Source organism: Vibrio sp. 10N.222.46.A1, assembly GCF_041473595.1.
Lineage (GTDB): Bacteria > Pseudomonadota > Gammaproteobacteria > Enterobacterales > Vibrionaceae > Vibrio > Vibrio tasmaniensis_A.
Window position 1 is genome coordinate 1 of record NZ_JBFRSN010000187.1, and the last position, 3,851, is coordinate 3,851.

Consider the following 3,851-nt stretch of genomic DNA (forward strand, 5'->3'; position numbering starts at 1 on the left):
GAGTAGTCATGCTGAAACCGCTTTAAATAGTGGTAAAAATCGTCATTTTGTAGGTGCAGAGGAGTGATGTTGACACTGCAATAAAACTCAGCGTTTTGACTCATCAAAGACGATAAGTCGCGGTAAATGGTTGTAATGAGATTTTCTGTTGTTGGAATGATATCCCCACTTTGCTCTAGATAATGGATGAACTTGCTTGGTTCTATGACGCGGCCATCAGAGGGAAGCCATCGGAGTAAAGCTTCGACACCGAGCATTTTACCTGTTTGTGCGTCTACAATGGGTTGATAATAGGGGAAAAACTGGGCGTCTCGAACCGCTTTTTGAAGAGCAATTTCTTTTTTTGCATGCCAATAGGAAACACATAACCAAAGAATGGTGAGTGAAATCATAAAGAGTAAAGTGGTGACCGGCCACAAGTTTTGCTTAAACTTCGAAAGCACTCGTGAGGCAGAGACGGAGGATTCAAAGGTAAGAGGAAGATAGTTTGAAGCAACTGAGTTCGAGTACAGGCGATCAGCATTGGGCAAACTGCCTATTTCAAGGATAGTGTAATTTTCTTTTGGTAAAGATAAACGAATAGAGCGTTGATGGTCTAAATCATTTTCAAGAAAAAGGTATTCCGTGCGTAATGGAAAGAGGAAGCCATATTGTCCATTCGAACCGTATAAATAGGGGGGATGTTTTGGGGTTGTGGAGAGAGAATAAATCGCTAAACGCCACATTTCCCCTTTTAATTGTGTACTGAGTAAGTTCTTAAAATTACGTTGTTCAAATTGCTCAACGCCGAAAGGAGAGCAATAGGTATAAGGTTTCTGCTTATCAAGATTAACGATGGGTATCGACATAAGTAGATGCGACACATAAAGCTTCTCTAACTGCTCTATTGTGTCAGTGGAGCATTCACCGCTAGCGACGCTGGCTTCAGAAAGAGTGGGTTTTTCAAGCCCATATTTAATCGCAACAGAAACGATTTGATCGAGGTAGTCGACGTCATGCTTAATTTCATTATGAACTTGATAAAGACTGGTTGCTAATGAAGCCAATAAGCTAAACAACAGGGCCAATAACATAACACCAGTCTTATAGACCCATTGAGGGTGGGGACTGAATAAGCGGTCTAACCAAGGGTGTCTGGAGCGCATACTTAACTCTTTATAATTATAAATCCAACGAATTGTGTTGAGCTGTGAAATGTTATTATGCGGTTTAATTAACGTTAATTTCTATAAAACCTTTTAATCTGAAAGGGTAAAATCATAAAAGTGGAAAGCCGATCACTCTTTGTTAGGAAGTTTCAATTTTTAGGTTCTAAATCAAGCCTTAAAGAAAACACTGACCGTAATCTTGGGCCGCATTAAACATATGGCTTAAATGTAAGGCTTTCTTTGTTAAAGGGTCATATTTATGACAAGCAAAACAGCCCCTATCTTCTTTAGGATGCACTAAAGCAAACCATTGAGGGTTTTGGACATAGGTCTCTATTGTACTGTTTGATAATAACTTCGAACCCCCTATTTCATTTTTCCAAGAGGGAGGCACCTCTCCTTTATTTAAATCACTCTCGTTTGAGACTGTCCAAGATGTGCCCACAAGGAAGTAGTTAGACCAAACAGATTTACGTGATTGGTAATAATCTGACATTGCCTCGTTAAGCGCTTTTATATCTTTAGCTACTTCAGTTTTCGTTAAAACACCAACCCCATAGGGTGTTTCTCTACAGACTTGAGTAGGTTTACCAGGGAAGTAAGTATTCACTTTCTGAAAGGACATTGGGTTGAAAAATGTCCATTTACCTGATTTTTCAAAATTTGATAGGTTAGGAACATCAGCACAATCAGGAGCGTTTTCCTTGTGTTCAAATGTGGTCCAAATGAATTCAGGATGATTCCTTGTTTTTCGCACTACATGAATCCCGACCAAGCCCATTAGAACATTACTCCTTACTGCCCCGTCGATCTCAACATCTCTATGAATAGTGAAAAATTTTTCAGGGTTGTCGTTATTAGATATTAATTTCCATGAGGTTTTTACTTCAGTGGAGCCTGGGGATATTTCAAACGGTGTTTTCCCACTGTCAATATCGGCGACACATTGGCTATTGTTTAATCCGTGTTTGACGATGTCATTGTAGAATTTTTTATTGACACTTTGTTGATAGAAGACCGGATTGCCTTCTTGATCGTTCAATGGGAAATTAGAGCCGGCTTGAAGGATCTCACTTTGTACTAATCCTTGATCACCTTTATTGTCCCAACTATCGGGTATCTCTTTAAATATTCTGTCTTTCGGCATCATATTCAAGAATAAACCCGGTGTCTTGTCACTGGTATAATAAGCAAAAGATTGCCATGCAAACTGCATAAAACTGCAATTAATATCGGATTTACTCGTTTCTGTAGGCTCTTGAGGTAAGGAAGGGTAATCAATCCAAGAGGAGTTGCCAGTACAGTCAGGGGCTTCTAACTCTAACGATTTGTTATCTCTAATCTTATTTTCGTAAGAGTCATTCGATTGAAAAGCTTCCCCTATAATTTCTGTAGAATAACAATGTATTGGTGAGAGGAAAAATGAGGAAACTATTATTTTCTTTAAACAATTCATGATAATTATTATCATTCGTATTTGTATGGGTGGCTAAAATTACAATAGTTACAAATAAAACGAATCTAAATTAGTTAATAATTTAGTGTGACTCTGGAACTGCGTGTGTGCTCTGGAGTTGTTTTTGTCTCGATTCTGTCTACGTTCATGGGTGAGGCAAGCTGATTGTAAGAACCGCGCTCTATACAATATGCAACGTTATTAAACGTTTGACACCGATCTTCCACATCGTTAATCTGTAACGGCACTGGCAAAATCCAGTGTCGGGATTAGTCCCCCGCAATATACACCCAAGGCGCATAGACGCTAGCTTTTGCTGGTTTTTTATGTGCAGCTTCAGCACACCTGAACATAGTCGCTTTACTTATAAAACGTACTATCAGCATTATGGTGGGCTGGGCGAGGCAGCTTCGGCTGGCCGTAACCTTGGGAGCGGTAGGACTAACCTTGTTCAGCTCACCACCCGAAGATTAGTCCCTTTGTGTGGTGATTTAAAGATCATCCCCAAGGAGGCAACCATGCCAAATTTAACAATCTTTTCTAAAGACATTCGCACACTCGATAATTTGTATTCGCTAAACGATCTGCATAAAGCGAGTGGTGGACACAATCGACATCGTCCAAGTATTTTTATCAAGAATCAGCAAACTCAAGAACTGGTTAATGAAATTGAGCAAAGCAGTAATTCCTGCTTTGCTATAAATACCAAACGTGACGGTAGTGATGCGGGGACTTGGGTATGCAAAGAATTGGTCTACTCATACGCAATGTGGATTAGCCCAAAGTTCCACCTAAATGCCATTCGTGCGTTCGACAGTATGCCCACAGCTCTAGCACTTCCTACTCCAACTGTTCCGCAAGACCTATCCTTAAACGACTTAATCTTTGAATTGGCGAAGGCGAAAAACGTAACAAGCCAAAATGTTCATGTGCACTACAATGCCGTATTCAATACCAATACTTGGTCACAAGAGCATGGTTTTGAACACGCATTGGCAAAAAGAGTACTTAAACAAGACTTAGAAAATGAATTGCGTAGTCAAATCCCAGAACTGCAGTTACTCAAGCAGCAAGCGAGAGAACACGGGCTAGCATTAGTGGATGAAAGTGAATACCAAAGCTTCCAAGGCCGAATGCAAATGCAGCAAAAGCAACTCGAGAAGTTGGTAGATGATGTAATGGCGTTAAGCCGAAATCATAATTCGTTGATGAACAGGGTTATGTAAAAGTGGCGGCAAAAATGGCGG

At 40.1% G+C, this 3,851-nt stretch carries 3 protein-coding genes; 1 reads left to right on the forward strand and 2 read right to left on the reverse strand.

Going from position 1 to position 3,851, the window contains the following annotated elements:
* The coding region (locus AB4496_RS06450; RefSeq protein ID WP_372130703.1) for an EAL domain-containing protein at window positions 1-1,073 on the reverse strand (1,073 nt) is incomplete at its 3' end.
* Window positions 1,074-1,323: 250 nt separating this feature from the next.
* Window positions 1,324-2,604, reverse strand: coding sequence for a hypothetical protein (locus tag AB4496_RS06455; RefSeq protein ID WP_102258052.1), 1,281 nt, complete (start codon window positions 2,602-2,604; stop codon window positions 1,324-1,326).
* A gap of 518 nt (window positions 2,605-3,122) precedes the next feature.
* Here AB4496_RS06455 and AB4496_RS06460 point away from each other — a divergent pair.
* The gene (locus AB4496_RS06460) at window positions 3,123-3,830 is read left to right on the forward strand and encodes a KilA-N domain-containing protein (protein ID WP_102258051.1); all 708 of its coding nucleotides are present in this window, start codon (window positions 3,123-3,125) and stop codon (window positions 3,828-3,830) included.
* The last annotated feature ends 21 nt before the right edge of the window (window positions 3,831-3,851 follow it).

Excerpts from the sequence above, each read along its gene's own strand:
- AB4496_RS06455 (WP_102258052.1), bottom strand. The coding sequence starts at position 2,604 with ATGAATTGTTTAAAGAAAATAATAGTTTCCTCATTTTTCCTCTCACCA.
- AB4496_RS06460 (WP_102258051.1), top strand. The coding sequence starts at position 3,123 with ATGCCAAATTTAACAATCTTTTCTAAAGACATTCGCACACTCGATAAT.